This window comes from Ancylobacter tetraedralis, assembly GCF_014195655.1.
Classification (GTDB): Bacteria; Pseudomonadota; Alphaproteobacteria; order Rhizobiales; family Xanthobacteraceae; genus Ancylobacter; species Ancylobacter tetraedralis.
This window is the reverse complement of record NZ_JACICD010000004.1, coordinates 425,408-452,227: the sequence shown is the minus strand read 5'-3', so window position 1 is coordinate 452,227 and position 26,820 is coordinate 425,408. Positions and strand designations below refer to the sequence as shown.

General features: G+C 65.3%; 31 protein-coding genes. 23 read left to right on the top strand and 8 right to left on the bottom strand.

Features of this window, described 5'->3' with window-relative positions:
• Positions 1–44 precede the first annotated feature (44 nt).
• Positions 45–389 (top strand): hypothetical protein, encoded by a 345-nt coding sequence (locus FHS55_RS13165; protein ID WP_246340107.1) that lies wholly within the window; start codon positions 45–47, stop codon positions 387–389.
• A 171-nt stretch (positions 390–560) separates the two neighbouring features.
• The gene (locus tag FHS55_RS13160) at positions 561–1,682 is read left to right on the top strand and encodes a PQQ-dependent sugar dehydrogenase (RefSeq protein WP_183190311.1); all 1,122 of its coding nucleotides are present in this window, start codon (positions 561–563) and stop codon (positions 1,680–1,682) included.
• A gap of 3 nt (positions 1,683–1,685) precedes the next feature.
• Here the strand turns inward: FHS55_RS13160 and FHS55_RS13155 are convergent, their stop codons facing one another.
• The 3 genes from FHS55_RS13155 to FHS55_RS13145 form a co-directional block, all read right to left on the bottom strand.
• Entirely contained in the window at positions 1,686–2,039 is a 354-nt protein-coding gene (locus tag FHS55_RS13155) for a DMT family protein (RefSeq protein ID WP_183190194.1), read from the bottom strand.
• Positions 2,040–2,266: 227 nt separating this feature from the next.
• Complete coding sequence (locus FHS55_RS13150) at positions 2,267–2,950, bottom strand: Fe2+-dependent dioxygenase (RefSeq protein WP_183190193.1); 684 nt, start codon at positions 2,948–2,950, stop codon at positions 2,267–2,269.
• A gap of 89 nt (positions 2,951–3,039) precedes the next feature.
• Complete coding sequence (locus FHS55_RS13145) at positions 3,040–5,295, bottom strand: TonB-dependent receptor (RefSeq protein ID WP_246340105.1); 2,256 nt, start codon at positions 5,293–5,295, stop codon at positions 3,040–3,042.
• 337 nt (positions 5,296–5,632) lie between these two features.
• Here FHS55_RS13145 and FHS55_RS13140 point away from each other — a divergent pair, with 337 nt between their 5' ends.
• Positions 5,633–6,637, top strand: a complete 1,005-nt coding sequence (locus FHS55_RS13140) for a tetratricopeptide repeat protein (RefSeq protein ID WP_183190191.1) — start codon at positions 5,633–5,635, stop codon at positions 6,635–6,637.
• A gap of 9 nt (positions 6,638–6,646) precedes the next feature.
• Here the strand turns inward: FHS55_RS13140 and FHS55_RS13135 are convergent, their stop codons facing one another.
• Complete coding sequence (locus tag FHS55_RS13135) at positions 6,647–7,042, bottom strand: hypothetical protein (RefSeq protein WP_210286965.1); 396 nt, start codon at positions 7,040–7,042, stop codon at positions 6,647–6,649.
• A 191-nt stretch (positions 7,043–7,233) separates the two neighbouring features.
• Between FHS55_RS13135 and FHS55_RS13130 the strand changes: the two genes are divergently transcribed.
• Positions 7,234–8,133 (top strand): diacylglycerol/lipid kinase family protein, encoded by a 900-nt coding sequence (locus FHS55_RS13130; RefSeq protein WP_183190190.1) that lies wholly within the window; start codon positions 7,234–7,236, stop codon positions 8,131–8,133.
• Positions 8,134–8,162: 29 nt separating this feature from the next.
• Here the strand turns inward: FHS55_RS13130 and FHS55_RS13125 are convergent, their stop codons facing one another.
• Both FHS55_RS13125 and FHS55_RS23830 read right to left on the bottom strand, forming a co-directional pair.
• On the bottom strand, positions 8,163–8,885 hold the full coding sequence (locus FHS55_RS13125; protein WP_183190189.1) for an SIMPL domain-containing protein: 723 nt from the start codon (positions 8,883–8,885) through the stop codon (positions 8,163–8,165).
• A gap of 353 nt (positions 8,886–9,238) precedes the next feature.
• A complete protein-coding gene (locus tag FHS55_RS23830; protein WP_183190188.1) occupies positions 9,239–9,712 on the bottom strand; it encodes a helix-turn-helix domain-containing protein in 474 nt (157 codons plus the stop codon).
• Between the two features lie 78 nt (positions 9,713–9,790).
• Between FHS55_RS23830 and FHS55_RS23930 the strand changes: the two genes are divergently transcribed.
• The 6 genes from FHS55_RS23930 (at position 9,791) to FHS55_RS13095 (ending at position 12,792) form a co-directional block, all read left to right on the top strand.
• Complete coding sequence (locus FHS55_RS23930; RefSeq protein ID WP_425485810.1) at positions 9,791–10,051, top strand: helix-turn-helix transcriptional regulator; 261 nt, start codon at positions 9,791–9,793, stop codon at positions 10,049–10,051.
• Positions 10,052–10,168: 117 nt separating this feature from the next.
• Positions 10,169–10,516 carry a transcriptional coactivator p15/PC4 family protein gene (locus FHS55_RS13110; RefSeq protein WP_183190186.1) on the top strand — a complete coding sequence of 116 codons (348 nt, stop codon included), beginning with the start codon at positions 10,169–10,171 and terminating at the stop codon, positions 10,514–10,516.
• On the top strand, positions 10,513–10,815 hold the full coding sequence (locus FHS55_RS23925; RefSeq protein WP_425485809.1) for a DUF6074 family protein: 303 nt from the start codon (positions 10,513–10,515) through the stop codon (positions 10,813–10,815). The genes FHS55_RS13110 and FHS55_RS23925 overlap by 4 nt, the downstream gene beginning before the upstream one ends.
• Positions 10,812–11,321: a hypothetical protein gene (locus FHS55_RS13105; RefSeq protein ID WP_183190185.1), complete on the top strand. Its 510-nt coding sequence runs from the start codon at positions 10,812–10,814 to the stop codon at positions 11,319–11,321. The genes FHS55_RS23925 and FHS55_RS13105 overlap by 4 nt, the downstream gene beginning before the upstream one ends.
• A gap of 277 nt (positions 11,322–11,598) precedes the next feature.
• Positions 11,599–11,979 (top strand): hypothetical protein, encoded by a 381-nt coding sequence (locus FHS55_RS13100; RefSeq protein WP_183190184.1) that lies wholly within the window; start codon positions 11,599–11,601, stop codon positions 11,977–11,979.
• A gap of 615 nt (positions 11,980–12,594) precedes the next feature.
• Positions 12,595–12,792 (top strand): hypothetical protein, encoded by a 198-nt coding sequence (locus tag FHS55_RS13095; RefSeq protein ID WP_183190183.1) that lies wholly within the window; start codon positions 12,595–12,597, stop codon positions 12,790–12,792.
• An 824-nt stretch (positions 12,793–13,616) separates the two neighbouring features.
• Here the strand turns inward: FHS55_RS13095 and FHS55_RS13090 are convergent.
• Together FHS55_RS13090 and FHS55_RS13085 are read right to left on the bottom strand one after the other, a co-directional pair.
• A complete protein-coding gene (locus FHS55_RS13090) occupies positions 13,617–14,240 on the bottom strand; it encodes a hypothetical protein (RefSeq protein WP_183190182.1) in 624 nt (207 codons plus the stop codon).
• Positions 14,241–14,434: 194 nt separating this feature from the next.
• Complete coding sequence (locus FHS55_RS13085) at positions 14,435–14,746, bottom strand: PRC-barrel domain-containing protein (protein ID WP_183190181.1); 312 nt, start codon at positions 14,744–14,746, stop codon at positions 14,435–14,437.
• Between the two features lie 124 nt (positions 14,747–14,870).
• On the opposite strand from FHS55_RS13085, the gene FHS55_RS13080 reads away from it, so the two are divergent.
• The 13 genes from FHS55_RS13080 to FHS55_RS13020 all read left to right on the top strand — a co-directional run bounded on the left by FHS55_RS13080 (position 14,871) and on the right by FHS55_RS13020 (position 26,818).
• The gene (locus FHS55_RS13080; protein WP_183190180.1) at positions 14,871–15,461 is read left to right on the top strand and encodes a putative metallopeptidase; all 591 of its coding nucleotides are present in this window, start codon (positions 14,871–14,873) and stop codon (positions 15,459–15,461) included.
• A gap of 23 nt (positions 15,462–15,484) precedes the next feature.
• Entirely contained in the window at positions 15,485–15,952 is a 468-nt protein-coding gene (locus FHS55_RS13075) for a DUF2280 domain-containing protein (RefSeq protein ID WP_183190179.1), read from the top strand.
• A complete protein-coding gene (locus FHS55_RS13070) occupies positions 15,939–17,438 on the top strand; it encodes a terminase large subunit domain-containing protein (protein WP_246340103.1) in 1,500 nt (499 codons plus the stop codon). Before FHS55_RS13075 ends, FHS55_RS13070 begins: the two co-directional genes overlap by 14 nt.
• Before the next feature lie 2 nt (positions 17,439–17,440).
• Positions 17,441–19,663: a hypothetical protein gene (locus FHS55_RS13065; RefSeq protein WP_183190177.1), complete on the top strand. Its 2,223-nt coding sequence runs from the start codon at positions 17,441–17,443 to the stop codon at positions 19,661–19,663.
• A gap of 5 nt (positions 19,664–19,668) precedes the next feature.
• Entirely contained in the window at positions 19,669–19,938 is a 270-nt protein-coding gene (locus FHS55_RS13060) for a hypothetical protein (RefSeq protein ID WP_183190176.1), read from the top strand.
• Entirely contained in the window at positions 19,938–20,285 is a 348-nt protein-coding gene (locus FHS55_RS13055; RefSeq protein WP_183190175.1) for a hypothetical protein, read from the top strand. Before FHS55_RS13060 ends, FHS55_RS13055 begins: the two co-directional genes overlap by 1 nt.
• 32 nt (positions 20,286–20,317) lie before the next feature.
• Complete coding sequence (locus FHS55_RS13050) at positions 20,318–21,529, top strand: hypothetical protein (protein WP_183190174.1); 1,212 nt, start codon at positions 20,318–20,320, stop codon at positions 21,527–21,529.
• A gap of 16 nt (positions 21,530–21,545) precedes the next feature.
• A complete protein-coding gene (locus tag FHS55_RS13045) occupies positions 21,546–22,568 on the top strand; it encodes a phage major capsid protein (RefSeq protein ID WP_183190173.1) in 1,023 nt (340 codons plus the stop codon).
• A 13-nt stretch (positions 22,569–22,581) separates the two neighbouring features.
• Positions 22,582–23,088: a hypothetical protein gene (locus FHS55_RS13040; RefSeq protein ID WP_183190172.1), complete on the top strand. Its 507-nt coding sequence runs from the start codon at positions 22,582–22,584 to the stop codon at positions 23,086–23,088.
• Between the two features lie 85 nt (positions 23,089–23,173).
• Positions 23,174–23,905 carry a hypothetical protein gene (locus tag FHS55_RS13035; RefSeq protein ID WP_183190171.1) on the top strand — a complete coding sequence of 244 codons (732 nt, stop codon included), beginning with the start codon at positions 23,174–23,176 and terminating at the stop codon, positions 23,903–23,905.
• Positions 23,905–24,606 carry a phage adaptor protein gene (locus FHS55_RS13030; RefSeq protein WP_183190170.1) on the top strand — a complete coding sequence of 234 codons (702 nt, stop codon included), beginning with the start codon at positions 23,905–23,907 and terminating at the stop codon, positions 24,604–24,606. The genes FHS55_RS13035 and FHS55_RS13030 overlap by 1 nt, the downstream gene beginning before the upstream one ends.
• Complete coding sequence (locus FHS55_RS13025) at positions 24,606–26,435, top strand: hypothetical protein (RefSeq protein WP_183190169.1); 1,830 nt, start codon at positions 24,606–24,608, stop codon at positions 26,433–26,435. Before FHS55_RS13030 ends, FHS55_RS13025 begins: the two co-directional genes overlap by 1 nt.
• Complete coding sequence (locus tag FHS55_RS13020) at positions 26,435–26,818, top strand: GNAT family N-acetyltransferase (protein WP_210286982.1); 384 nt, start codon at positions 26,435–26,437, stop codon at positions 26,816–26,818. Before FHS55_RS13025 ends, FHS55_RS13020 begins: the two co-directional genes overlap by 1 nt.
• The last annotated feature ends 2 nt before the right edge of the window (positions 26,819–26,820 follow it).

Here is a 26,820-nt window from a genome sequence, read left to right as displayed (position 1 = left end):
CCACGCAGATACCGACGGGAAAGGGGTTCGCCATGACGCGCCGGATGACGACAGACATCGCCGCGACAACCGTCTCGGCTTCCGCCACCTCTGCCTTTGCCGCCCATCCGGGCAGCAAGCCGCGCCACACGGCCGGCCGCCGCGTCAGCCGCGCGCTGATGGAGGCGGGCGTGGTTCTCTCCCTCACCTTCGCCATTGTCGCTGTGCTGTGCATGTTCGGCCTGCAACGGGCCTCGGCGCTGGAGCTTTCCGGCCTGCCGAGCGATGATGGCCGCATCGCCATGGGCGCGGTTTTGCTCGCGCTGTTCGTGGGCCTGTGCGGCCTGACCAGCTTCATGCTGCGCAGCACGCTCAACGCCGCGGATGGGCCGCGCAGCCGTCAGGGGTGAGCGCGACGCCGGGCGCCGCTGTTGGTCAGCGCGCCGATCTGCTCTAACCATGCGCCCCGACATGATGAGCACGGAGCGCCACCGACGATGACGTTCAAGCCTCGCCTCGCCGACAGGTCCTTCGCCGCCCACAGGTCCTTCGCCGCCGACACGTCTTTCATCGCCGGGTGCATGATCGCGCTATGTCTGGTAGCGGAGCCGGCCGACGCCCAGGACGCGCTGAGTGTCCCTTCCTCCGCCGGCGCGCTTGCCGTGGAAACCGTCGCCACGGGACTTGAAAACCCCTGGAGCCTCGCCTTCCTGCCGGACGGGCGGATGCTGGTGAGCGAGCGGCCGGGCCGGTTGCGCATCGTCAGCCGCAACGGCACCGTCTCGGCACCGGTGGATGGCCTGCCGCCGGTCTTCGCGCGCGGCCAGGGCGGGCTGCTCGACATTGCGCTCGCGCCGGATTTCGAGAGCAGCCGCCTCGTCTTCTTCGCCTATGCCGAGCCGCGCGAAGGCATATCCGGCACCAATGTGGCGCGTGCGCGGCTGGTCGAGGAGGCTGGCACCGCGCGGCTCGACAAGGTCGACATCATCTTCCGCCAGCAGCCCTCGGCCGGCGGTGCGAGCCATTACGGCGCGCGCCTCGTGTTCGACCGCGACGGTGCACTGTTCGTGACGCTGGGCGACCGCTTCTCGCTACGCGACAAGGCGCAGGACCTCTCCACCCATCTTGGCAAGATCGTGCGCATCCTGCCGGACGGCACGGTGCCGGCGAACAATCCGTTCCGCGCGGCGGGCAGCGCCCGACCGGAAATCTGGAGCTACGGACATCGCAATATCCAGGGCGCGGCGCTGGATCCCGTGACCGGCCGGCTCTGGACCGTGGAGCACGGCGCGCGCGGCGGCGACGAACTCAACCATCCCGAAGCCGGCAAGAATTACGGCTGGCCGGTCATCTCCTACGGGCGCGACTACGGCGGAGCCGCCATCGGCGAGGACACCGCGAAGCCGGGCATGGAGCAGCCGGTGAAATACTGGGATCCGTCCATCGCCCCCTCGGGGCTGGCCCTCTATACCGGCGATCTCATGCCCGCCTGGAAGGGAAACCTGTTCGTCGGCGCGCTGGCCGGCGGGCGGCTGGTGCGGCTGAAGCTCGACGCCGCGGGCAGCGAGGTCGTCGAGGAGGAAGCCCTCCTCACCGAACTGAAGGAGCGCATCCGCGACGTTCGCCAGGGGCCGGACGGCGCGCTGTGGCTGCTGACCGACAGCGCGCAGGGCCGCCTGCTGCGCCTCGCCCCGCCCGAATGAGCTTCACCACTTCTGAAAAATAAACCACGCGCCGGCGACGATGAAGCTGAAGCCGATCAGGTGGTTCCAGCCGAGCGGCTCCTTCAGCCACAGCACCGAGAACCCGGCGAACACCGCGAGCGTGATCACCTCCTGGATGGTCTTCAGCTCCGCCGTCGAATAGGTGGCCGAGCCGATGCGATTGGCCGGCACGGCGAGGCAATATTCGAAGAACGCGATGCCCCAGCTCACCAGGATGGCGATGAGCAGCGGCGACGATTTGTGCTTGAGATGGCCGTACCAGGCGAACGTCATGAACACGTTCGAGGCCAGCAGCATGAGGATCGGCACCAGCGCCGGGGGAAGAAGGCCGGACATCGAAACTCCGTAGGAGGAAAAGCGGCGGGTCGATTCCGCCGCGCCGCGAGAGGAGCGACACCATGCCGAGCCGCCGGCTGCTTGTCACGGTCGCTCCACCACGACGAGCGCACCCGCCCGCCGCCGGCGGGCGCTCCCCACCGGTGCGATCATCCCTCGTTCCGCGCCCTCCCCCCCGCGCCCTCCCCCGCGCCGCGCCGCCCGCGCGCGCCGGGTGACGCTGCGCCCTAAAGCTCCGCCCAGTGGCGCAGGAGGTTGTGATAGACGTTGGCGAGCGAGAGCACCGACGGATCCTCGTCCGGCAGCTTGGCGCGCGTCGCCATGATCGCCATGTCGAGATCGTACAGCATCGCGCGCTTGTGATCGTCCTTGATCATGGATTGCGACCAGAAGAACGACCCCCAGCGGCTGCCCCGGGTGATCTCGTTCACGCTGTGCAGGCTGGAAGCCGGATAGACCACGGCGTGGCCCGCCGGCAGCTTCACCTCATGCGCGCCGAACGCGTCCTCGATGACGAGTTCGCCGCCCTCGTATTCCTCCGGCTCGGTGAGGAAGATGGTGGTCGAGACATCCGCGCGCAGGCGCTGCCCGGTCTGCGCAATGGTGCGGATCGAGCCGTCGACATGAGCGCCGAACTTCATACCGACATCGTAGCGGTTGAACATCGGCGGCAGCACCCGTAGCGGCAGCGCCGCCGCATTGAACAGCGGGTTGCGCCCGAGCGCGCGCAGGACAACGTCGCCGAGTTCGTTCGCCTCGCGCGATTCCACGGGAATCTGCAGGTTGAACTTGGCCTTGGCCGCCTGCTGGCCGGCGGTGACGCGCCCGTCCACCCAGGGCGAGGCCTCCAGCACGCGCCGGCAATGGGCCACTTCCTCGGGGGTCAGGATATTGGGGATCTGGATCAGCATGGCTCGCCCGGAAACAAAAAAGCGGGGGAGCCGGCAAGCCGGCATCCCCCTTCAAGTCGAGACGGTCAGTCAAGAGAACGGGCGCCCCGTCAGAAGGTCGCCCCCACCGTGACGGTGAAGGTGCGGCCCGAGGCGGGAATGGCGCGATTGCCCCAGCCGGCGGAATAGTTCAGCTCGTCGGTGAGGTTATAGGCGTTGAGCGCGATGCGGAAATTGCCCTGCGCGTAGGACACCAGCGCGTCCAGCGAGAACGTGTCGGGGATGATCGCGGTGTTGGCGCTGTTGGTGAAATATTCGTCGGCATAGGTGATGCCGCCACCGATCAGCAGCTTGCCGGGAATCTGGCTCCAGTGCTTGCTGAGCTCGTAGGTGGTCCACAGGCTGAAATTGTTGGGCGAGACGAACGGCACCTCGTTGCCGACATAGGAGGCGGTGGTCGAGGTCTGGATCTCGCTGCTGTAATAGGCGTAGTTCGCCTGGATGGTCCACGCGTCGGTGATGTTGCCGGTCATTCCCAGCTCGACGCCCTGCACCCGCTGGTTCTCGCCGGTCTCCACCGAGTCGCCCGTCACCGGGTCGGTGTAGAACGCGTTGCTCTTGTCGGTTTGGAACACCGCTCCGGTAAAGCCGAGCTTGCCGTTGAGGACGGAGATCTTGAAGCCGGCCTCGTAGGTCTCGTTATCCTCCGGCTCGAGGTTGTTCTGCACCGGATTGACCACGGTGATGTCGTTGGTCGGGAACGCGCCCTGCGGCGTGAACGACTTGGCCCAGGACACATAATAGGTCTGGAACGGCGTCGGCTCCCAGATCAGGCTGAGCTTCGGGCTCCAGAAATCGGTCTGGGAATCGGCGTCCACCCAGGCGCCGGTGCTGCCGGTGCAGGTGCCTGCCGTATTCACGCACCAGTAGCGATAATCCGACTGGTAATTGTCGTAGCGGGCGCCGGCGAGCACCGAAATCGCGTCGGTGAACCACACCCGATCGCTGACGAACAGGCCAACATCGGTCGCGCTCGAATTGCGCTCGCCATTATTGCCGAACGGATTCGAATAGAGGAAGTAACCGGTGGTATTCTCGAAGATCGGGTTGTAGATCGTCGACGTGCCCTTTGAGCCGTTCACCGAGACCAGCGTACGGTCGCTGCTCACCGTGTTGAGGTCGATGCCGGCCACCACTTCGTGGCGCAGCGCACCAGTCTCGAACTTGGCCGTGAGAGTGGTGACGTTCTGCGCGCTCCAGCTCTCCTGATAATAGCCGGGATTGCCGCCGCCGAAGGCGATGGCCGGGTCGAGCCCGTCGAAGAACTGACCGGTGCAGCTTGCATTATAGGCGGCGGCCGTCGTGCCGGTGGCGCAGCCCGGCACGGTGGTGGCGAAGTCGCGCGTGTAATAGCCGATACGGGTGTCGTTGCTCACCGTCAGCCAGTCATTGACTTCGCGCTTGAAGTTGACCGTCAGCATGTTGACGTCGGTGACGTCCTGATCCGTCACCTTGCCGTAGAAGGTGCTCCGCGGCACGCCCCATTCCGTCACCGGCTGGCCGAGCGAGCCGAAGCGCGCCACGTCGTTGAACGCCGGCGTGACGATGGGAACGCCGTAATCGGGCGTGCGCTCGCCGTGCTGGTAGAGGTAGTTGACGTGCAGCGTCTGGTCGGTGCCAAGACCGAAGCCGAGGTCGGCCATGAGGCCCCAGCGGTTCGACGAGACGTTGTCGCGATCGACGATGTCCTGGTCATTGACCATGCCGACGATGCGGATGGCCGAGGTGTTGTTGAACTGCTTGTTGACGTCGAACACACCGCGCGCGAGCGGCCCGTTGCCGAACTGGCCCTCGAAATCATACTTGTCGCCGAGATGCGCCTCCTTCAGCGTCATGTTGATGGCGCCGCCGGTGGTACCCAGGCCGAAGCCCTCGGAGGTCGAGCCCTTGAAGACCTCGACGCTCTCATAGGCGAAGCTGTCGCGGGTATAGACGCCGAAATCGCGCAGGCCGTTGATGAAGATGTCGCCCTTGGCCTGGAAGCCGCGGATGCGGAACTGGTCGCCGTTCATGCCGCCGCCGCCCTCGCCGATGCCGGCGGTGACGCCCGGCACGTTGCGAAGCGCCTGCTCCAGCGTGGTGACACCTTGCTGCTGCATCGTCTCCTGGGTGATGACCTGCACGGTCTGCGGCAGGTCCTGGATCGTGCCGGGAAAGCGGGTCAGCCCCGTCGTCGCTTCGAGCGTGTTGGCGGGAGAGCCCTCGCCTTCGACGGTGACGGTCGGCAGTTCTTCCTCCGCCGTCGTGGTGGCGGGCGGAGCCGTCACTTGCTGAGCCGCGGCACCGAACAGCGGAACCGCCGTCATGGTTGCCGCAACGCCCGCCGCAAGAGCAGCGCCCGGCGCAGTCGATCGAAGCGTCTTTAAGGTCTTCATATCCCCACAACCCCGTAATTTTACCGTAATCCGGCTCATATATTTGATTCCAAAGCCTTTCAAACATTATGTTTTTTATGAATTCTAGGGTGTTTACCCTGGAGATGATCAAAACTTCAGTTTTTAATTATTAAAAACAAAAGTTCACTCCGGCTTGTTGCCGATCCCCTCGCAGAAACCTTATGGAAACGCAGGAAAATAGCGGTACCTATCCGCAGGGGTAGCGGCCGCTGCATAGCCCGGAACAGCCATCGGCGATCGGCGAGACATGCGCGAACAGTGGATTTCCTATTCGGCCCTCGAAAAAATGGGCCCCGATGTGTTGCGCGCGCGCATCAGCGAGGGGCCCGCGCAGGCAGCCCGCTGGGTGGAGGCGGCCGCGCTCAACGGGCTGATCAACGCTCAACTCGCCTGGGGGCAGATGCTGGTCGACGGCCACGGCGTGCGCCGGGATCCGGCGGCTGGCCTGCGCTGGTTTTCCATCGCCGCCAAGGCCGGCAGCGCGGAGGGCGTCAACATGGTGGGGCGCTGCCATGAACTGGGATGGGGCGTGCCGCCGGACCCCACGGAGGCCGCCCGCCACTACCGCGCGGCGGCCGACAAGGGGCACACCTGGGCACAGTTCAACCTCGCAACGCTGCTGCTGGAAGGACGCGGCGTGCCGGCGGACCGCCGCGGCGCGCTCGCCTGGTATGTGCACTCCGCGCGCGGCGGCAATGCCAAGGCGATGACGATGGTCGGGCGCTATCTCGAACTGGGCTGGGATCGCCCGGCGCGCCCCGCCGCTGCCTTGCGCTGGTATCGCCGCGGCGCCGCCGGCGCGGATTATCGCGGCCAGTTCGACTATGCGCGCCTGCTGCTGGCGATGACCGGGCAACTCGACGCCGCGCTTCCCTGGTTCACGCGGGCGGTGGAGAACGGGGTTCCCGCCTTCTGTCGCAATGTCGGCGCCGGGCTGCGCGAGGCGGATGAACCTGAACTTCGGCGAATCGCGCACCAGGCGCTTGAGCGCGCCGCGACATCCGGCGAGGCTGCAGACCTGCGCGCCTACGCCATCGCACTGGCCGAGGGACTGGGCGGCGCGCCGGACCCGGAGGCGGCCCGCCATGCCTTCGTCGCCGCCCGCGTGGCGGAAGATGCCGCGCGGGCGCAAGCAGCGGCGCGCCCGGCTCCCGTGCCCCGGCGGCGCGGACCGCGCGTCGTCCGCCTGCTGGCCCGCGTGCTGGCAAAGCTGCGCGCCATAGGGCAGCCTCGCGTAGCGGAGCGGCGTTGAGCCGCCCGGTCAGTTGCGGCTGTTCGCCCAGGCACGGACCTCGCCGACAAAATGGCGGAAATCCCAGAAGGCCGCGGCGAGCAGTACCGCCGGCACCAGAGCCAGCAGCAGCGCCGCGCCCGCCGACCAATCGACCGGCCCACGCGCGAAATCATAGGCCGTATAGGCACCGAACAGGGTGACGAGAGCGGCGATGCCGAAATAGGCCAGGCGATCCAGTCGCGTCACGATGAGGCCGATCAGCGCCGCGATCGCGATCCCGATCAGTGCCGCCCACACCCAGCCCAGCGAGAACAGTGTCGCCATCCAGCGCCCGGCGCTGGCGGAAACGAAGACCAGCGCCACCAGCACCAATATGCCCGCGCGCAGGCGCAGTATCGATATCTTGCCCGTGGATATGGCCATGGTTGCCCCGCTCTGCCGCCACACTCCATCAAGAGCGTGTGCCGGACGATTGAGTGCACGATCCGGGCCCGCTTCGCAATCTGGCCCGGATCGCGCCATGATCGGCGCGCAATTGCCCGGCACCTGCTGTGCGACGCTGCGGAACCGGCCCGTATGGAACCGCGTTCGGCCTTACCGATTGCGGATACTCGATGCGCCACGTCCTCGTTCTCCTGAATGCCCGCGCCGGCACGCTGCTCGACCGCAATGCCGAGGAGGTGCGGACGCTCGTCGCGCACGCGCTGGGCGACGAGCGCCGCAAGGTGGAGGTCCATCTGCTGAGCGGAAAGAACCTCGTGCGCGCCATTCGCGAATCGGCACGCGGCCCGCATGACACGGTGATCGTCGGCGGCGGCGATGGCAGCGTGAACCTTGCCGCCCGCAGCCTGCACGACACCGACAAGGTGCTCGGCATCCTGCCGCTCGGCACGCTCAACCTGCTGGCCCACGATATCGGCATGCCGATGGAGCTGGAGGCCGCGCTCGCGGCGCTCGGCACGGCCAGGCCCGCCCGCGTGGATCTGGCCACGCTGAATGGCCGGCCTTTCCACACCATTTCGGGCATGGGTTTCTTCAGCCAGATGGCGCGGGCCCGCGAAGTGGCGCGCAAATGGCGGTTATGGCGCTTCCTCGCGGTCGCCATCGCCGCGATGCTGGCGCTGCGCCGCACCGGGCGGATGGAACTCGATGTCACGGTCGACGGCACCGCCCACAGTTTCCGCGCCTTCGCCGCGCTGGTGTCGGTGAACCGCTTCACCGGCCCGGGCTGGCGACGCGCCCGGCTGGACGAGGGCCTGCTGGAGATTCACATCGCCGAGGATCGCGGCGCGCGCTCGCTGCTGAAGGCCGGCGCCGACATGGTGACGGACAACTGGCGCGAGAATCCGGGCATTGTCAGCCTGTCGGGAACGTCCATCACGGTGGCCCGCCGCCGGCGCGCCCGCTCCTGGGTTTCGACCGATGGCGAACTCGATCGCGAGACGATGCCGCTGGAATACCGAGTCCTGCCCGCGACCCTGACACTCCTGATGCCCCCGCGACAGCCGGCCTGAGACCGGCCATCGCGGGGTTGCGCTCCGCGTCAGCGCGGCTCGATCTCGTACGTGATGGTGATGTTGGCGTTGATCTCGCTCTCACCCGCCTCGATCGGCACCGAATCGGCCTTGGCCGCCGGCATGGCCATCATCCGCATCATCGGGCGGGGGGCCGCGCCCTCGCCGCTGATGGCCAGCACGCGAACCAGACGCACGCCTCCGGCTTCCGCAATGACCTCCGCCTGGTGGCGGGCGTCCTTCACCGCCGCGACGCGGGCGGCCTCCTGCAGGGTGGAGGGGTCGGCAATGTCGAAGCTGATGCCGCCGATCTGGTTCGACCCCGACGTGACAATCTTGTCCAGAAGGTCGCCGAGGCCATCGAGCTTGCGCACCCGCACCGTGACGGCGTTGCGCACCTCGTAGCCGGCGATGCGCGGCGGCTCGTTGCTGTCCTTTTTCGGCACGGTGTATTGCGGCTGCACGCTGAAACCCGACGTTACGATGTCGCGCGGCTCGACGCCCGCCGACTTGATCGCCTCGACAAGCCCGGTGACCGAGCGGCTATTGGCGTCCAGCGCCTCACGCGCGGTCTTTGCCTCGCTCACCACGCCGGTGGAGAAGGTCGCCATGTCCGGCGCCGCCCGGGCCGTTCCCTCGCCGGTGACGGTGAGCGTGGGCCGGCGCACGGAGGGCACGGCTTCCTGCGCCGCAAGCGGCGACAGGCTCGCCAGCAGCGCCGTCGCACACAGAGTGGCACGCATGAACTTCATAATCGGCATTCCTCGCAAGCCGCCGTCGGATGACGAAGCGGCACGCGGCATGCCATCGCGCGAAGACGGCGGCATTGGGGCGGCCTGTGTATTCCCCCCCCGTTTCCCCCTGCGGGCGAGCGGACACGGCAAGTCGGGAGGCGGCCTCAGCCCGCCCTGACAGCGCCCCTCCCGCCCGCGCCAGGATCCGGTGACAGCCGTGCGGGCAGTTCCGGGCGCCTCATCGGGCGCCGAGGAGCCCACCACGGGTTCCACAAACCGGCAGGCAGGCTACGTCTGTCGCACACGCATGGAAGTCTTGGTGGCCCGGTAGGACGGAAACTTGATATAAAAAATTCATTAAAAACAAAAACTTACGTTTCAGAGACTATCGGAGATACCGACGATGATGCCGTCATAGCCTCATCGAACTCCTCCTCTCGACGAATGGTCTCGCTTATCGCATCACGAAGTATAACCAGTTGCTCTAATGCGGTGCCGCTGTTGAGGTTAGGTTTAAGTGTTCCAAGGATCAGTGCAGCTTCGTTCAGGGCATCGAGCGCTTCGCTGATCTTTTCAAACGCGCGAATTCGTTTTGAAATAGATGTCGGATATCGAAAACGGACACCGATTCCGTAACTTGGCGGACTCTCTGGATCGATAAATTCGATGCCGGCGGCCTCAATCGCTCGTCGGATCTTGCTGACAATTTCGTCACTCGTGCGAAGCATACCTTCGCCCGGCTCGATGCGCTTGACGGTCGGTCCGGAGACGCCAGCCGCCTTGGCAAGATCGTCCTGACTCCATCCCAAAAGTGCGCGGGCGGCTCTCACCTGTGAACGCTCCATCGTGAACCTTTCGTATCTCTCATATAAATTTTTATTGACGACATTTTGGTATATCCCATATACCTTAATCGACATTTAATGCCGATTGAAGGCACATGGAGAACTTGCATGAATAGGAAAGACACTCGCCCCTCGGCAGGGACAGAAGAGCCGCGACTGCTTCGCAAGCTCGCTCTAGCGCGCTACCTCGGCGTTTCCACCAAATGGTTGGATCGACAAGTAGCTGCGGGACAGTTCCCAAAGCCGATCCATCTCTCGCGCGTTACGGTGGTCTGGCGTCGCGAGGACATTGAGGCGTGGCTCGCCGCCAAGGCGGCGGCCCGCGACGCAGCCGCGTGAGGCGCGCATGACCTGGCGCCTCCAGCCCGAGATTTGGTCCGAAATCCGCGGTAGGACAAACCTGCTCCTGTCCGATGAGCGCAGCGTTCTCGTTCGATTCTTCCGTGGAGATGCTGAATGAGAACGTCTCGCACCAACACCCGGCGCGGTGAGCGGAACATCCAGGCCGACGGGGTCGCGTTCAGCGAGGTCGAACTCGGCTGTTTCGCGAAGAACTCGACGTCTCACATTCGCGTTCTACTGACCGAGTACAAGGGACACTCGCTCGTCGACATTCGTGAGTGGACGCGGGGCAGCCGGAGTTGGTTCCCCTCCAAATCCGGCACTTCGATACGGGTCGAACTGCTGCCCGAATTGTACGCCGCGATCGAGGAGGGGCTGCGCAAGGCGGTCGCGCTCGGACTGCTGGATCTGGACGACCCTCGAACCGAGGGTCGGGACATAGATCGGGGGGCATCATCATGAACGCCGATCGGGATGGCGACCTGCCGTTGTTCCGCTGGCGGCCACCGCCGCGCGTCCTCGTATTCCCCCCGGAACGCCGCCGCGATCTTGTGGAGCGGAACGCTCGGCGGATGATTGAGTTTCACCCAAGCAAGGCAGAGGCCCACCTGCAGCGCCTTCTCGCCTCGGTGGGAGAGCGTCTGCTGAGATTGGGATGTGAAGTCGAGCAAGTCCGCCAACATCTGGCGCGCCTGGAATGCGCTGTCCGGGCTCACTATGCGCGGCTCCGCGCGATCGACAGCTCAGGCGGCGCCGCATGACGGCGTTCCAGAGGACCGACGCCACGGGCCGCGCTACCGGCCGGATGAAGCGTCCCAAATGGCAGAAGCTTGAGGGCCCGTTCATCGCTGTTCCGACCGAGATGCTGCTCTCACCCGCCCACCGGGAGCTTTCGCGGGCGGCGCGTCAGGTGCTTGACCGACTCATGATCGAGCACTCCCAGCACGCGGGCAACGAGAATGGCGGGCTCATCTGTACGCATGCGGATTTCATGCGGCACGGGATAGACCGACACGCCATCAAGCCCGCGATTCGCGAGTTGGAAGCCCTCGGCTTCGTTCGTGTCAGACAGGGCGGAGCGGGCAATGGCGAGTTTCGGCAGCCCAACAGATTCCGCCTCACCTTCGCGTGGTCGAAGGATGGTCCGGCAACCAACGAGTGGCGGGAGATCGTCAGCGAGGAGAACGCGCGCGCTCTGGCGCGCTCTGCTCGGGCTGCGGTCGATCCGCCCAGGGCGGTTGAGCGTCGTGCCCGTCTGGCCTCATAGGTCCACGTTACCAGTGTGGTAAAGCGCACCAAAGTAGTGCGTTTTATGCACCAAAAGTGCCATCTCGGGGCCTGATCATGGTGCGTTTTACCCCACACCAGCGAAGTGCGTTTTACCCCACATCTCTATAGATCTTGGATGGGAGCGCGCATTTCTCCCGGGACGCTTGGCTAATAGGGCCGGCGCTTCGCGCCCCGGCTTGCACACCACGACCACCTAACCCCAAACCGGCAGCGCCCAGGCGCCCGCCCGACGAGCACATGTGAGGGAGGCACAGATGAGCGATATCTATGAGAGGGTCTACGGGTGCTGGGATGACAGCGCGCAGTATGAGCCGGCCGAGGTAGCGATTGCCGACGATCGCAACGCGATATGCGCGTTGGTCCGCGACTGGCAGAGGGCGGACCGCGCCAGCGCCCTTGTCGCCGCCGGACAGATCGGCCCGGACGAGTGCGAGCTGCTCGCCAAGCTTCGGGCGGTGCAACATCGGGTCGAAGACGCCGTCATGACGGTTGTGCCGACGTCGCCGGCAGGTTTAGGGGCGCTGGTCGAGCTCGGTGTCGCCAAGTTGCTCGAGGGCGTCGCCGACGCGGAAGAGAGCGCGCCTGAGGCGCTCGCCGTCCTGCGGCGCGTTGCGGCTCTCGCAGGCCGCGGATGAGGCTCGCCGGTCGCAGGAGAGCCGAGACGGATATGCCGCCTCGGCGCTGCCGGGACGGCATCACAGTCCGGACGCTCCCTCGAAACGGGGCTTGCCGCTGCCTGTGATGGGCGGTCGCGCGTAGGCTGAAATCCAGCCGGAACGGCTCGGGCAGCGAAACTCGTCAAGCCCCATCCACACTTTTTTAAGCGACCCGTAATTGAACGGCTCGACCTTCTGGGTAACGCCTTGGAAGAGCTCTGCAATGCGTTTAACGCGCTGGAGGTAATGGCGGCACCCAGAGGCACGTCCTCGGCCGTGCAGGCAGTTGACGGATGTCACTTTTCCGGGCTTCTCTTCGTGCGGCAACGGTGAGAGCTGCACTCAGTGCACGACTTAAGTCCCAGCGCTTCGGACTTAAGGGAGCGCGCCGCCAAGCGGCGCTCCCCAAGCACCACTTAAGATCCTGTCCAAGCACAAGACTCAGCTTTGGTTATTAGGGTGAGCAACCTCTTGCGTCACACTTTCGATAAGCTCTGTCACGAATAGGACGTGTGGTGTCACGCGTCGCCGCCGGTCCGGCGAGGCCAGATCGGCGCGGCAGCCTCGCCTTCAGAACATCGCAGAGGAGATGACATGACGACCAGCGTTGTCGTGAAGGCCAACCATGGCTGGCCGGTGGATGTCACGCGCAAGGATCCGAAGACGGGCGAGGCGCTCGCCGGGCCGGAACGCGTGGAGCCGAACACCGAGCGGACCTTCTACGTTCACAGCGGCATGGATCTCCATGTCCACGAGGTCCAGGAATACGCTAAGGCGCCGAGCGCCGGCTGAGTTTCCAGCGGCGGGCTTCGGCCCGCCATATCACTGGCGGGGGCGATCCCGCCTAGCGCGCTGCTCTTCCGGCTTGAGCGAGGGGGCGTTGCGAAACCACGAAGCCGGCGGGCGACGGCGCGTCTGATGACGGCTACAAGCCCGACAATTCGCCGCTCTCAAATCTCTTTCGAGTGCTTGAGAGTGGCAACGAGATGGCCCGCTAACGCCAGCGTGGGGAGCGGGGACGCGCCGGAAGCTCGGGAGAGCGGTCAACCCTATCCTGAAAACGGAACAGGGGGCACGGGATCAACGCGGTCGGAAGGCACGGCTGGCACTATTCCAGCGGGGAGAGCCGCGAGCGGCAGAACGGCGCATCAGCGTCGTGGCAAGCCCGAAGCCCCACCAGCAGCGCACATGCTGCCGGGAACAGCGGCACACTTCACTTTTCAGGCCGAAAGCGACGACACGCTTCGATCGCCTGACCACCTTTCCGGCACGCCCATGACCCTCGACGCGGAGCCAGACCCGTCGCGGCGAGGTGTGCCGGTCTTCCATCCACGCGCGAGGCGTCATGATCGAATTCAAGGTCGAGCGGTCGGGCCGCAAGGCCCTGGCCGAACTCGCGCTAGGTGCGTGAAAAGGTACCCCATCGCACATAGTACGGCGCCCCTGAGTTGGCATATAGGTTCGCTATAGAGTTCCCGGCCTGAACAGCCTCGGCTGAGGTGCTGAATTCATAAGAATATGACTGTCGAAGCACGGGAGGCGCCGCTGCGCCTCCGGGCCCCGTTGGGGGACGAGCCTCGAATACCGTAGCAATCAACACAATCCCCATTGTTCACCTATTTCGCTGGTGGCGGGGCTACGGTGGTGACGGTGAAGGCCCCGGTCCGGGTGAAGGACGCTTTCGGCGTCACTGTAATGGACCAAATAGGCGTCGAACCGCCAGCGGACGCCAGCACCTTGGCAACGATATCTGTTTGGCATTTGACGCTGCCAGCTCCTTCGGCCGCATCAAGGTAGGTCGCTTTCTGAGCGTTTAGGCACGCCAATATGCCAAGACCGCCAGGTACCCTATCTCTCTTATGGCAATTTCCTGCGGCATTGTCTGGGTGAATGTTATATGTGACGCCCTCGAGCGAGAGCGTATTCTCGACAGATCGATCTGTCTGCGCTCCGGTGTCCAGAAAGCTAAACAGTTTAACGAATGCGCTCGCTGATATCTCGGATTTACTCTTAGATATAATAGAAATTGATACTTTTAATTTTGCTGCGGTAAGATTCTTTGGATTTATCTGCTTTGCAAATTCACCAACTTCGCACTTTATGGTGTTGCTTATTGTTTGCGATGTGATTGGTATATTAGATGTTGTTGTCTGAGTGGGCCGAAATTGGGCGTTCGACGGGTAAGCCGATCCTGCTAATAAACTAATCGCAAGCGTAGCTGCTATCGCATAGCTGTTCATTGTTCCGCTCCCCAAGTAATCGGTGTGAGCGTAATTTAGCTCGAGACGCTGGGCAAGGTCATTTAGCTGTTGAGGCGAGCCGACTGCGCCGACCAAGGGATCTGGCCATGGTCAGTGTCTCGCTTGCCAGACGCGGAAGGTCCAAGGCGGAGTGGGTGCGCGCCCGCAGCCGAGGGACTGCGCGCGCGGCGTCGTCAGCCAGGAAACGACTCTTCGGTGTGCTCGGGGAGCTCTTTGAGCTGGTCCTTCGTCCAGCGAGTGACGCCATGGACCACACCGGATTCGTCCCTCATGAAATCGAGGTCTTGGATCGGCAGGGCGACCGGCTTTGCGCCGATGCTCAGGAACCCGCCGACGTCTACGACGACGCTTGAGTTCGGTCTGGCACCGTGGAGGTGAGATACATGCCCAATCTTCTCGTCCCCCGGACCGTAGATGGTGACGCCGCTGAGCGTGTCAGGCGTGAGTTCGGACGGCAGAAGTCGGACGTGGTTGGTGTGATCCATGACGTGGCACTCCTGTGAGGGGTACCAGGTCAATTCGTGTCGCCCGGCGCGGTTCCGGCCAGCGTGAAGAGATCCGCTGCCCGGAGTTTGCGTGATGTTGGTTCGCCCCCTTCCGCCGGACGATATGCTGGACGGTGTCGGCGACGACTTCCGCCCCTCGCGTGACCTGGCCGAATGGGCGCTCGCCTGCTTCGTGGAACCGGCCAGCGCCATCGCCAATCCGGATCACGCCCACCTCGAACATGCCTCGCTGGGCTTCCTGTGGACCAATGTCGCGAATGCCCGCGCCGGTCGCCGCATCGTCGGCCAGTGTGAGCTCGGCGAGCCGGCCGGCATGACAGGGCGATGGGCGAAGGCGCGTGCGAGAGCCCAGATCGCGGCATGGTTCGGCGACGTTCCGGATTTCATCGTGACAATAGATGCGGCGGCGGCGGTTGAAATGACCGATGCCGAGTTCTGCGCCCTGATCGAGCACGAGCTCTATCACGCGGGACAGGAGCGGGACCCATTTGGTGCGCCGAAGTTCCGGCAGACCGGAGCGCCGGCATTCGCCATTCGTGGGCACGACGTGGAGGAGTTCGTCGGTGTCGTCCGCCGCTATGGAGCGGGCGCCGCCGGTGTCGCCGCTCTCGTGGAAGCCGCGAGGATGCCGCCGCAAATCGCTTCCACCTCGATCGCAGGCATATGCGGCACATGCCATGCGCGAGCCGCATAGCCTGACCGGAGACTGACGCGGCCATGGCAAAGGGCAAACTGTCCGACGCGGTGAAAACCTTCATCGTGCAAAGCCTCGCGTGCTTCGACACGCCTTCCGTCGTTGTCGACGCAGTCAGGAAGGAATTCGGTGAGCAGATCACGCGCCAGTCGGTAGAGGGCTATGACCCGACCAAGCGCGCGGGCGCGTCGTTGGCGGAACGTTGGAAGGCGATCTTCGAGGCCACGCGGGCGGAGTTCCTCGAGGACACGTCGAAGATCGCCATCTCGCACCGCGCCGTGCGGCTGCGCGCGCTGCAACGCATGGCCGAGAAGGCCGAAAACATGGGCAACATGGCTTTGGCGGCCCAGCTGCACGAGCAGGCGGCTAAGGAGTGCGGCGATGCCTATTCGAACCGGCATCGCCATGAGCACGCCGGCAAGGATGGTGGTGCCATTCCCGTCGCGCTGGTGCCGGTGATCAACTTCAATGGCGGGAATGGCGGCGGCTGACGCGGAGCTGTATATCAGCCTGCACGCCAAGCAGCAGGTAGCCTTCGACAGCCTCGCGACCGAGATCCTGTATGGAGGCGCGGCAGGCGGCGGCAAGAGCCACCTGATGCGCATGGCGGCGATCATGTGGTGCGCCGAGATTCCGGGCCTGCAGATCTACCTGTTCCGGCGCATTCGCGACGACCTGGTGAAGAACCACATGGAAGGGCCGAGCGGCTTCCGCGAGCGCTTGGCGGGCTGGGTGCGGTGCGGGTTCGTGAGCATCGTCGAGGACGAGATCCGGTTCTGGAACGGCAGCAAGATCTATCTCTGCCACTGCAAGGATGAAAAGGACCGGTTCAAGTATCAGGGCGCGGAAATCCACGTCCTGCTGATTGATGAGCTGACGCACTTCACCGACAAGATCTATCGGTTCCTGCGAAACCGCGTCCGCATGGTCGGCATCACTGTGCCGGAGCGGTATCGGGAACGGTTTCCCCGCATCATCTGCGGCGCGAACCCCGGCGGCGTTGGGCATCAGTTCGTCAAGATGACCTTCATCGACCGCGCGCAGCCGCTGGAGATCTACCGCGCGCCGGACAGCGAGGGCGGGATGCTGCGCCAGTACATCCCGGCGCAGCTGAACGATAACCCGTCCATGATGCTCCAGGACCCCGGCTATGAACTCCGGCTGAGTGGCCTGGGCAGCGAAAGCCTGGTGCGCGCGATGCGCTATGGCGATTGGAACATTGTCGAGGGTGCTTTCTTCGACCTGATCCGCCCGGAGCGCCATTTCATCCGGCCGTTCGAGATCCCACGCCACTGGACGCGATTCCGCGCCGGCGACTGGGGGCGCGCCAGCCCTTTCTGTATCGGTTGGTACGCCGTCGCTACTGAGACGACGGTGACCGGCGACGGCGCGATCATCCCGCGCGGTGCGCTGGTGAAATACCGCGAGTGGTACGGCATTAAGACTGGCGCCGACGGCGTGTTCATTCCCAATGTCGGCCTGAAGATGGATGCAGAGACGGTTGCGAAAGGCATCAAGGAGCGCGAGAAGCCGGGCGAGAGCATCACTTATGGAGTGCTCGACCCAAGCGCCTTTCAGGTGACCAGTGGGCCGTCAATCGCCGAGCGCATGGCCGCCGAAGGCGTGGTGTTTGGCCCGGGTGACAACAAGCGGGTGCCGGGCCGCGGAGCGATGGGCGGTTGGGACCAGATGAGCGCACGGCTTCGCGGTGACGAAGATGGCCGACCGATGCTGTTCTTCTTCACGACCTGCATTCACTCGATCCGCACCATCCCGGCGCTGCAGCATGATCAGGATCGCCCCGAGGACCTCGACACCACAGCCGAGGATCACGCGGCCGATGAGACCCGATACGCCTGCATGTCGCGCCCCTGGGTGGGCAAGGTCCCGAATGACCCGCCGCCTGTGGCCCCGCCCGGCACGGTGCTGGCGCCCATGCCACACACCCGGCGCTCGGCCGGCCGGATAAGGATGTGACGATGGATGAACGGCAGGAGCAGGCTGCGCCGGCTGACGAGCAGTACGCTCCCGCGACCGGCGAATCGAAAGCCTGGCTGGAGATGATCGCCGAGGCAGAGCGAAAGTTCCGCCCGTATCAGGAGACGTGCGACGCGATCGACAAGCTCTATGCCGATCTGAAGAAACTCGCCGGGGACAGCCGCGACCGCGAATTCCAGATGTTCTGGGCGAATATCCAAGTGCTGGCGCCGGCGATCTATTCGCGTCCGCCTGTTCCGGTCGTGGTGCCGCGCTTCAAGGACGGCAATCCGACATATCGCGTGGCGTCCGAGCTTCTGGAGCGCGCCGCGGTCACGGCGTTTGACCTCGACGACATCAATTCCACGATGCTCCTGGCGCGCGACGATCTTGCTGTGACGGGCCGTGGCTGCCTCTGGGTCCGCTATGAAAGCGACGACGACGGCGAGCGGATCTGCATCGAGCATGTCGACCGGAAGGACTTCCTGAGCGAGCCGGCGCGGAAGTGGAAGGAGACCGGCTGGTCCGCCAGGCGCAGCTGGCTGGGGCCGGCGGAAATGAAGGGGCGCTTCGAGAAGACGTCGGGCGATGCCTATCTCGACGCGGCGCCCTTTGTCAGGCGCCCGGATGCCGAGCGCGGTGGCGCCACGCTGCAGCCAAAGGCGCCGGTATGGGAGCTTTGGTCGAAGACCGAGAGCAAGGTCGTCTGGGTCACGGAGGGCGTCGAGGTCACGCTCGACGAGGGCGAGCCGCACCTGAAGCTCGACGGCTTCTTCCCCTGCCCGCGCCCAGCCTATGCCACGGTTCAGCGTGGATCGCTGATCCCGGTGCCGGACGTGCTGTTCTACAAGGACCAGCTTGAGGAGATCAATCAGTGCACCCGCCGCATCCATGCACTGGCGGAAGCGATCAAGTTCCGCGTGTTCTACCCCGCCGGCGGCGAGATCGGATCGGCCGTCGAAGCCGCGCTGAATGACGCCGACGACGGCAGCGTGGCGATCCCGGTGGCCAACTGGGCGGCCATGGGCACGGGCGGCGGCGACAAGATCATCGTGCTGCCGCTGGAAAAGGTGGCGCAAACCATCCAGGGTCTGCTGGAACTGCGACGGGCGATGATCGACGACGTCTACCAGATCGTCGGCCTCTCCGACATCATGCGCGGATCGACCGACCCGAACGAGACGAAGGGGGCCCAGCAGCTGAAGGCGCAGTTCGGCTCGGTGCGCATTCGCGACAAGCAGGCCGAGCTGGTGCGCGTGGCGCGCGACGCGGCGCGGATCGGCGCCGAGATCATGGCCGAGAACTTTAAGGCCGCGACGCTGCTCGACATGTCTCAGATGGATATCCCGACCGATCGCGCTATTGCCGATCAGGTGAAGGGTATCGAGACCAAGGCGCAGGAGATCGCGGCGCAGATCGAGCGGGCGAAGGTCAGCCCGCAAATGGCGGCTGTGGCTCAGCAGAACCCGCAGGCGGTCGAGCAGTTGCAGCAGCAAGCGCAACAGCAGATCCAGGCGGGCGCTCAGCAGGTCGCGAAGCTCAAGGCAACGCCGACCATCGAGCAGGTGACGCGCCTGCTGCGCGACCAGCGGATGCGACCGTTCGTGCTCGACATCGAGACCGATTCCACGATCCAGCCGGACGAGCAGGCGGAGAAGGCCGCCCGCTCCGAATTCGTCACCGCGCTTGGCGGCCTGCTGGCGCAGTTCGGCCCGGTGGTGATGCAGTATCCCGCCCTGATGGGCATGGTGGGCGAGGTCATCAAGTTCGCGCTCGCCCCGTTCCGCGCCGGTCGCGAGCTTGAAGGCAAGATCGCCGAAGCGATCGACCAGATGGCATCGCAAGCATCCGCGGCAAAGCCGAACCCGGATGCCGAAAAGGCCAAGGCGGACGCTGAACGCCAGCGTGCCGATCAAGAGATGAAGGCGCAGGAGCTGCAGGCGAAGATGCAGATGGAAGCCCGCCGGCTCGACGCCGACATGCAGATGAAGGCGGCGGACGCCCAGCGCGCGCAGCAGGAAAGCGACGCGAAGCTCGCGCAGATCGGCGCCCAGATGCAGCGGGACGACCAGAAGGGCGCCATGGAAATGCGCAAGCTCGAACTGGAGATTGCCGCGCGCCAGCAGGACATGGTCATGCGGCAAGAGATGGCCCGCGAAGACGCTGCCCTGCGCCGGCAGTCGGCCGCCGCTGCTGCCGAGACCACCAAAACCATCACGGAGTAGCCAATATGGCCCAGACCACAGCGCAGAAGCTTGTTCAACTCGGCGTTCCCACGGAGGTAGCGAAGACCGTTGCGGCGGCTATCGCGTCGGACAGCCTCCAGATCGGCACGAGCAGCACGACGGCGATGGCTGGCAATCGCACGCCCACGACCACGATTCGCGGCGGGGTGCTCCAGCAGACGGCGACTGCCGATATCGGGGGCTCGCCGTCTCAGGCCGATTTCAACGCGCTGCTGGCCAAGCTCCGCAGCGCCGGCCTGCTGGCGTCGTCCTGATGAGCACGCGCTTCTGCAAGGCCTGCGCGGGATGGCATGACCTTGGCGAGCCATGGCCCGCCGCCTGCGTCCGCAGTGAACCGCCGGCGCGCTCCACCGCCGTGCCGGCACCCATGGTCATCAGCGACACCATGGACCCGACCGAGCATATCGACGGCAAGCGCTACACCTCGAAGTCCGCATTCCGGCGCGTGACGAAGCAGCACGGGTGCATCGAGGTCGGCGACGACCCGGCGCGGCTGCGGCCGATCCGCAAGCCCAAGCCTGACAGCAAGGCCATTGCCGAAGCCGTCGCGCGTGCGCAGCACATGGTCGAGAACGGCATTCCCGCCCGCGCGGCTTCCTGATCCTCATTTCCTCAGACGGGACTATCACCGCCATGTCCGATGTGATCGCCGGTGGGGCGCCCGCGCCCGCCGAAGGCTCCTCTGTTGTCCTGAGCGAACAGGCCAGCACGCCGAATCCCATTTCGGCGCAGCTGCCCGATACGCCGGAGCCGGCGGAAAAGAAGCCCGCCGCCCCGTCTGCCTCCGAAGCCGTTCGCATGGCGATGGAAAAGGTCGAGGCCAAGGAAAAGGCCGACAGTGCGGCTGCGGCCAAGGCCGCGTCGGATGCTGCGGCCAAGCCCCCCGCCAAGCCGGACGAGCCGCCGGGCAAGACACGGGGCGAGGACGGCAAGTTTGCGGCCCGTGAGCCGCAGAAGGACGCCAGCCCGCAAGCGCCGTCACAGGCACCGGCCGTCCCGGCTCCCGGTGCCACTGCCGAAGGCGGGAAGCCCGAGGCGCGCCCGAGCCTTGACGCTCCGGCCCGTTTTAACGAACAGGGCCGGGCCGACTGGGCGAACACGCCGGACAGCGTGAAGGCGGAAGTGCATCGGGCTTTCGAGAACCTTGAGGCCGGGCACGCCAAGTACCGCGAGAGCGCCGACAAATACGAGCGGCTGCGGGAATTTGACGACACCGCCACGCGCAACGGTCGCGACCTGCAGCACTCGCTGCGCCAGGTCGTGGAGTTCGAGCGCCTGATCGCCAGCAACCCGGTCGCCGCCATCGATCACGCTTTGCGGCAGGCCGGCCCGCGCAAGCAGGACGGCTCGCCGCTGACCTTCATGGACATCGCCGGGCACGTCATGCGGCAGCCGGTCGCCCAGCAGGTGCAGGCCATCCAGTCCGAGAACGCCCAGCTCCGCGCCGAGCTGACCCAGATGCAGCAGGCGCAGCAGATTCCCGATCAGGTGGCGGCGTTTGCCGCTGCGCATCCCCGCATGGATGAAATGGCGGAAGATATTGCGTTTTTGCTGCAATCCGGCATGATCCCTGCGAATATCCCGCATATGGCGCGTCTGGAACGCGCCTATGCTTTCGCCGAGCGTTTCCGTCCCGCCTCCGGTGCCTCATCGGCAACGGTTCCGGATGCCAAGGCCTCATCGGCCGCGGAAGCCCCCGCCTCACCGGCACAAACCCCGCCCAATCCCGCAGGCCAGAAGTCCGTTCGCGGCGCCCCGTCGTCGGGCGCTGCGCCGGGCGGGAAAAAGCGGACCCTCTCGTCCAGCGAGGCCGTGTCGCAAGCGATGGCGCAAGCCGGCCTCTGACATCAGGAACTGAACCATGGCGCTGACCACCGATCGGCAGTACCGCCAGGTCCTCTCCACCGCGCTGGCGCTGCGCCAGCCGGGCATTGAGGACCTCGTTTCCAACTCCAACCCCCTCTGGGCCACGCTGAAGCGCAAGGGGCTGCTGAAGCCCTATACCGGCCCGGAGATTCGCCAGTCCCTCCGCGTCGACAAGCAGAAAGCGCAGTGGTTCAAGGGCTACGACTTCCTGCGGAACCCGCCCATCGAGCTGTTCAACGATGCGGTGTGGACCCCGAAGCAGGTGGCCGTGCCGATCTCGCTGACCGGCGAGGAGATGCGCGCCAACACCGGCAAGACGCAGGTGCACAACCTCATCACCGGCTATCTCGACGGTGCCGAGGTCTCGCTCGCCGACGGCCTCGACGAGGGCATCCATTCGGATGGCACGGCCGATGACGGTAAGCAGATCACCGGTCTTGCCGCGAGCGTGCCGACCAACCCGGCAACGGCAGGGCTCTATGCCGGCATCAGCCGCACCGACAATGCCCAGTGGCGGACCGGCGCTTATGACGTGCAGACCGCGTTCTCGGACATCGGCACGCAGGTCTCCTCGGTCACGATCCGGCCGATGCTGAACCGCATCATGGGCCAGCGCTCGCGCAACACGCGCGGTGCCGACCTGCTGATCATGTCGCAGGAGCACTACGAGGCCTACGATTCCGCGACCGTGGCCATCCAGCGCATTGCACGCGAAGGCAGTCTCGCAGGCATGGGCTTCTCGTCGCTGGAATATGTCGGCTCCGGCCGTCGCGCCGAAATCGTGCTGGCGTCCGGCTTCAACAACAACATGGCTTCGAACACCACTTATGGTCTCGAAACCAACTCGATCGAAATCCGCTACCACGAGGATGCGAACTTCACGCCGATGTTCGAGGGCGACGGCCAGCGGCCGATCAACCAGGACGCGGTCGCTCAGTTCATCCTGTGGCAGGGCGAGATGATCCTGAAGAACCCGCTGTTCACCTGGCGGATGTTCGACAGCAACCCGGCCGCGTGAGGAGGATGAGGCAATGACCTACACGATCGTCAATCCCTCGCTCGGCGCGCCGAGCATCACCGACATCGCCAATACGGCGAACGACTACTATCGCCCCTGGAAGCTCGGTGCCCGTGTCCGCGCGGTCGACGAGACCTATGGCGAAGGCGAGTTCATCTATCTGAAGGGCGTTGCGAACACCGTGCGCGGCTCGGTGGTCGTCTTCAACCCGGACGACTGGTCAACCGTGCTTGCCGTCGCCAATGCGGTCGGCCCGATCGCCGTCGCGATGGGCGCCACGGTGGCGAGCACCTATGGCTGGTATCAGATCTTTGGCAAGGGCGTGGCGTCGGTACTGACCGGCTTCGTCGACAACGCCGACTGCTATCTGACGGCCACCGACGGCTCGATCGACGACACCGACGTCGCCGGCGACTATATCCGCGGGATGAAGGGCGCCTCAGCGATCGGCACTCCGGCGGCCGGGCTCGCGGAAGTCGAGCTCTGGTATCCGCAGGTCGCGGACGGCAAGGACAACTGATCCTTCCCAACACAGCAACAGAGGGGCGCTTCGGCGCCCCTTTCCTTTTGAACGGCATTCCCTGCCTCAGACAGGATTCCTCTCCATGGCCGAACAGAACACCCAAATCGTGCCGTTCTTCCGCACGGTTGCCGAGCACGATCCGGCGGCCAGCAAGCGCGAGGGGCGCCCGATCTACCGGGACGTCGAAATCGTCGAGGTGCGCATTGCCGGCGACCGCAATTTCGCGCCCGTCTTCCATGCGCACCAGATGTGGAAGCGTGTCGACGGCGTCGAATACACCTATGCCGAGCGTTGGCCCGAGCAGTATCGCCGGTTCAAGGACGACCTGGTGCAAACCGCCGAAGGGACGCCGCTGGAGGAACTGCCGTTCCTGACCAATGCCAAGCGGTCGGAGCTGCGCGCGCTGAAGATCTACACGGCCGAGGCGCTGGCGGGGCTTGAAGGGCGAAACCTCAAGACGCTCGGGCTGGGCGGCACCGAGCTCAAGCTGCAGGCGCAGACCTATCTGCAGAATGCCCGTGGATCGGCCGATGTCGTCGGCTTGGCGGCGCAGATCGCGGCGCTGCAGCAGCAGATCGAGGACATGCGTGCCGCCGGCATGGGCATTCCGCCCGCACCTCCCGCCTATTCCGAACCGCCGGCATTCGGCCCGGTCGCCGACGGCTATGAGGATCTCGACGACGAGACCCTCAAGGTGATGATTGCCGACATCGCCGGGGCGCGCCCGCGCGGCAATCCGAGCCACGACACGCTGGTGCGCACCCTGCGCGAGCTTCGATCCAGCGAGGCCGGTGCTGCGAACGAGGCGGCGTGATGAGCTTCCTCGACGCCGCCCGCGCCGCCGCCGTGCTGCTGATCGGCCGAAAGCCGTCGAATTTCTTCAGCTCGACTGAGCAGTTCGAGATGGAGCTGTGCGAACTGGCGCGGGACGCCGTCGAGGATCTCGCCACCGATCACGAATGGCGGGCACTCACCGTCCTCCACACGATCACCGGCAACGGCACGGCGGCAGGCTTCGACCTTCCGGCCGACTTCGATCGCCTGCCTGTCGAGATGGACGTGACCCGGCCCGGCTGGACGTCCAATGCATGGCAGCCGGCGCGGGACCTCGCGGAATGGCAGGCGCTGGTGAATCGCGGGTCGGTGTCGTCACCCGGCAGCTGGATCCTCCTGAACGGCCAGATCCAGTTCTACCCGGTGCTCGGCGCCGGCGAGCAGGCGCAGTTCTATTACCTCTCGCGCCACGCGGTGATGGATGCCAACGCGGTCGACACCAAGCCGGGCTTCACCCAGGACGGTGACACCTTCAGGTTGAACGAGCGTCTTCTGACGCTGTCGCTGATCTGGCGCCACAAGAAGCTGAAGCGCCTCGCCTATGACGATGAGCTGTCCGAATACCAGAAGATGGCGATGAAGGCGGCCGGCACCGATCGCGGCGCTCGCAAGCTCGCCATTGGCGGCCGGCGCTTTGCCGCCAATGCCGGCCCCTCCTATCCGTACAGGCTTGGCAACTGATGGCCCGCAAGCAGACGACCGCGCGCCCGGCGACGTTCGCTGCGCCGACTGGTAGGCGCGTCTCCAACACCAATCTGGCCGCTCCAACGCGGGATGGCCCGCCTGGGGCATTCGTCCTGCGCAATTTCTGGCCGGGAGCCGATACCTGCCTCCTGCGGCGCGGATCGAAGCGTCACGCCACGCTTGGCGACGGCTCGCTCCCCGTCGTGAAGCTGATGACCTATGCCAACGGCAACAACCAGCACCTTTTTGCCGCCACGGCAGATGCGATCTACGATGTCACAACGGTTGCTGATCCGATGGTTGGCCTGTCGCCCGTGGTGTCCGGATTCGCCAACGGCGCCTGGTCGTGGGAGCAGATGATGACGTCGGGCGGGGACGTGTTCCTTGTCTGCGTCAACGGCGCCGACGACATGCAGATTTTCGATGGCACCCATTGGTGGGGCATCGACGACAAGAACATCGACAAGCTCACTTTCAATACAAAGACGGGCACGTTCATTGTCGGCGCGACGCTCACCGGCGCCACATCGGGGGCGCATGGGACGATCGTGCGTGTGGTCGGCAGCGGGGCGACCGGAACCATTTATGTGCGTGGGGTGACGGGAGGCCCGTTCCAGGCGGCCGAGACGATCACGGGGGCCGGCGGCGGCTCCGCGAAGGCCGACGGCGCCGAGCAACCTTACCTGATCGGCATCACCGCCGGCGGCACGACGCCGATCGCCACGGACCAGCTTGCCTATGTCTGGTCCTACCAGAAGCGGCTGTTCTTCATCCAGAAGGACAGCCTGAAGGTCTGGTACCTGCCCATCGACCAGATCGGCGGGGCCGCGAACGTGCTGCAGCTGGGCGGAGAGGTGCCGCTCGGCGGCGCTCTGCTGTTCGGCTCGGCCTGGTCGCTCGAAAGCAGCGGTTCGGGCGGACTGTCCGAGCAATGCGCCATTGTCACGACCAAGGGCGAGGTCGCCGTCTACGCCGGCAATAACCCGGCGGGGGCCACCAGTTGGCAGAAGGTCGGTACGTACCGGATCGGCGATCCGCTCGGCGCCGATGCCTGGATCAAGGCCGGCGGCGATCTGGTGATCGCCACGACGATCGGGTTCATCCCGCTCTCTCAGGCTGTGAACCGCGACATGGCGGTCCTCGCGCCGGCGGCGGTGAGCTACCCGATCGAGCCCGACTGGAGCCGGGCGACCATGTCCATGGCTTTCGGATGGTCCTGCCTCACATGGACCGAGCGCCAGATGGTCATCGTGGCGCCGCCGCCGCCCTCCTCGGGAGACCCGATCTTCTGGGTGGCCAATGCGCGCACGGGCGCCTGGGGCGAATATACCAACTGGGCCGCGCATTGCCTTGGCACCTTCGGCGGGCGTCTTTTCTTCGGGACGTCCGATGGGCAGGTGATCGAGGCGAACACCGGCGGTTCGGATCAAGGGGCGCCCTATACCGGCCAGATCATGCCGCTTTACGACACGAGGCGGTCGAGCGCGGCGAAGAAGTACCCGCTGCAGGCCAAGGTGACGACGCGCGGACCCTACAAGCAGGCCCGGCCGTCGGTCAGCATGATGTTCGATTACAGCGAGAAGCTGCCCGCCGTGCCGTCGGCTGTCATGGTCGACGCCGCCACGCTGTGGGGAACGGCGGTCTGGGGCGATGCCACATGGGGCGCCGACCGGGTGCGGGAAGTGGCGTCGCACTGGTCGAGCGTCGGCGGCGAAGGCTATGCGATGACGCCGCTCGTGCAGGTCACCAGCGGCTCCGACATCCCCATCGATGTCGAGGTCATTCAGGTCGACCTCACCTATGACCTGGCCGGCATCGTCACGTGATGCGCACGGTTCTCGACGATCCGCGCGTGACGGTTTTCGTCGGCGAGCAACTGAGAGTGCTGTTCTGGCCGCCGTTCCGGAGCCTCGGCATCGAGCGGCGCGGGTCGATCACGGCGGGCGTGGTGTTCAACCATTTCGAGGGCGTCGACTGCCATGCCTCGGTTGTGGGCAGCGGCTTCACGCGGGCGTTCCTTGCCGATGTCGGCGATTTCGCCTTTCGCGGGATGGGTCGCAGACGGATCACCGTGAAAACCGAACAGCCGCGAATTGTTCGCATTGCCGAGCGCCTCGGTGGGCGGATCGAGGGCTGTCTGCGCGATCATTTCGGCGAGGGGCGCGACGCGTTTCTCGTCGGCATCCTCCGCCACGAATACAGGTTCTGAAC